This is a genomic window from Mesorhizobium sp. M7A.F.Ca.CA.004.04.2.1, assembly GCF_004022825.1.
Lineage (GTDB): Bacteria > Pseudomonadota > Alphaproteobacteria > Rhizobiales > Rhizobiaceae > Mesorhizobium.
Window position 1 is genome coordinate 1 of the sequence record NZ_RZPH01000877.1, and the last position, 2,586, is coordinate 2,586.

General features: G+C 64.2%; 2 protein-coding genes and 1 pseudogene. 2 read left to right on the forward strand and 1 reads right to left on the reverse strand.

Annotated features, from left to right (window positions below; all coding sequences use genetic code 11):
* A pseudogene (pyrB, locus tag EN893_RS28525) lies at window positions 1-142 on the reverse strand (aspartate carbamoyltransferase catalytic subunit); the annotation flags it as partial.
* A 193-nt stretch (window positions 143-335) separates the two neighbouring features.
* Here pyrB and EN893_RS28530 point away from each other — a divergent pair.
* Together EN893_RS28530 and EN893_RS28535 are read left to right on the forward strand one after the other, a co-directional pair.
* Window positions 336-1,964 (forward strand): DNA alkylation response protein, encoded by a 1,629-nt coding sequence (locus EN893_RS28530; protein ID WP_127269520.1) that lies wholly within the window; start codon window positions 336-338, stop codon window positions 1,962-1,964.
* Between the two features lie 194 nt (window positions 1,965-2,158).
* On the forward strand, window positions 2,159-2,586 hold a 428-nt coding region (locus EN893_RS28535; protein ID WP_128361969.1), incomplete at its 3' end, for a hypothetical protein.

Genomic DNA, 2,586 nt, shown 5'->3' on the forward strand with positions numbered 1-2,586 from the left:
GCGTCGAGGTTTTCTTCTCGGACTGCCGCGAGATCGCGACCGCTCGGTCCGCCCTGTCGAGCAACAGCTCGATATCGGCGGGGGAAAGGTCGCGGATGCCCAGAAGATGGCGATGAGGATAGGGGGACAAAGCGTCGGTCATCTCAAGGCGCTGCTATAGGGTGGAGACTTTGCGGCTGCAAGCGCCAGCTTTGCATTGCAGCCGTTCTCCTCAATTTTTTCGTATAGATGGCCGATTGTATCGGCCGGTATTTTCATCGCGCGCGCTGCATGGCTTGGCTATATCTAGCCGACAGCCTCGGATTCGTGGCTTTCTGACGATAGAAGGATTGGGCGTGACCGACGACGTGACGAACCAGCCGCCGCCGCTGACGGGCGGCAACGCCTGGCGGGGCGATCCGTTGCTGATCCAGCTCGCGGAGCGTTTTTCCGATCCGGTGCGCAAAGATCTCGACGGTCTCGGCCGCTTCGTGCTGACGCAGGAGGCGCAGGAACTGGCGCGCCTCGCCAATGTCGAGACGCCGAAGCTCAGGACGCATGATCGCCAGGGACGGCGCATCGACGTGGTCGAGTTCCATCCCGCCTATCACGCCTTGATGCGCCGCGCTGTGGCCAACGGGCTGCATTCCTCGGTGTGGGAGAACGGCGACACCGAGATCGGCCGCCGCCATCAAGTCCGTGCCGCCCGGTTTTATCTGACGGCGGAGCTCGAGACCGGGCATCTGTGCCCCATCACCATGACCAACGCTTCGCTGGCGGCCTTGATGGCCAGCCCAAAACTGTTTCGCGAATGGGCGCCGCGCGTGACGACGCGCAAATACGACCAGAGCCAGAAACCGCCGGTCGAGAAGACCGGGCTGACGCTCGGCATGGGCATGACCGAGAAGCAGGGCGGCACCGATGTGCGCGCCAATGTGACGAGGGCGGAACGCGCCGGCAGCGGTTTTTATCGTCTGACGGGGCACAAATGGTTCATGTCGGCGCCGATGTCGGATGCGTTCCTGGTGCTGGCGCAGGCGCCGGAGGGGCTGTCGTGCTTCCTCGTGCCGCGCGTTCTCGGTGATGGTTCGGGCAACGGCTTCCGCTTTCAGCGACTGAAGGACAAGCTCGGCAACCGTTCCAACGCCTCCTCCGAAGTCGAATTCGTCAATGCCATCGGCGAGATGGTCGGCGAACCCGGTGCCGGTGTGAAGACGATCATGGACATGGTCACCCTGACCCGGCTCGATTGTGCCATCGCCTCGTCGGCGATCATGCGCGCGGGCCTCGCCGAGGCCGTTCACCACGCCCGCCATCGCCAGGTGTTCGGTTCGACCCTGATCGAGCAGCCGTTGATGCAGCGCGTTCTGGCCGACATGGCGCTCGACGTCGCCGCCGCCACCGCGCTGTCGTTCCGGTTAGCGCGCTCCTTCGACGAGGCGGCCAGCGATCGCGGCGAGGCGGCGTTTGCCCGGGCCATGACGCCGGTCGTCAAATACTGGGTCTGCAAGATCGCGCCCCCGCTGCTCTATGAGGCGATGGAGTGCCTAGGCGGCAACGGCTACGTCGAGGAGGCGCCACTCGCCCGCTACTATCGCGAGGCCCCGGTCAATGCGATCTGGGAAGGCTCGGGCAATGTCATGGCGCTTGATGTGCTGCGCGTGCTCGGCCGTGCGCCCGGCCTGTTCGAGGATGTGCTGGCCGGCATCGACCGTGATCTCGGCGCCGGCGGACGCGGCACGATCGGCGTTCTGAAGGCGGCGATGCAGGTTGCCTCAACCGACGAAGGTTCGGCCCGGCTGCTGACCGAGCAGTTGGCACTGTCGGCTGCGGCGGCGGAATTGCGCCGCCTGGGGGCAGGGCGGATCGCCGACGCTTTCGTCGAGACGCGTTTGGCCGGCCAATGGCGCAACACCTATGGCATGATCGATTCGCGCCACGATGCACGCATGATCATCGACACGCTCTATCCGCCGGTGAACTGAGCGGCGAGCATCGCAAAAACCGGCGCCATCCACAGTTTTGACGCGTTGGCGGGCATCCTCACGCGTATGGCTGATCACCGTTAACCTTAACAAATGGTTTCCGTTGCGATGGCGGACGGCAAGGCCCACTGTCCCGGCGCGAGCAGGGAATGGTTCAGATTGGCCGTCTCTTGCTTTGCGAAGCAGGAACACCGATGCGACAGGTACTGACCTCTTTTCTGGCCTTGCACTGGGCGATTGTTTTCGCCCTGCTTGCGCTCATCTGCATCGACGGAAACCGGGGTGTGGCGGCGGCACTCGGCGTGCTGGGCACCACAATCGAGGGTACCCGCTTCGTCGACCTCGACAATTTCGTTGTCGTGGCGCCGCTCGCCACCGCATTGCTTGTCGTCGCGGTTCTGTTTTTCTGGGCCTTTGTCGAAGCCCTGGTCAACGACGCGACCAGTCCCGGCGCCGACAGCGTCGCCCGCATCGCCTTCATCAGCGCGTCCGGCATGTTGTCGCTGATCGTCATCGGAGGTGCCGCGCAAGGCATCAACGGGCTGTTCATGGCAGTTGCCGTGCAGCTGACGGCACTTCTGGCGTCCTACGTCGCCATGCTTGCCGAGCGGCGGTCCGTGGT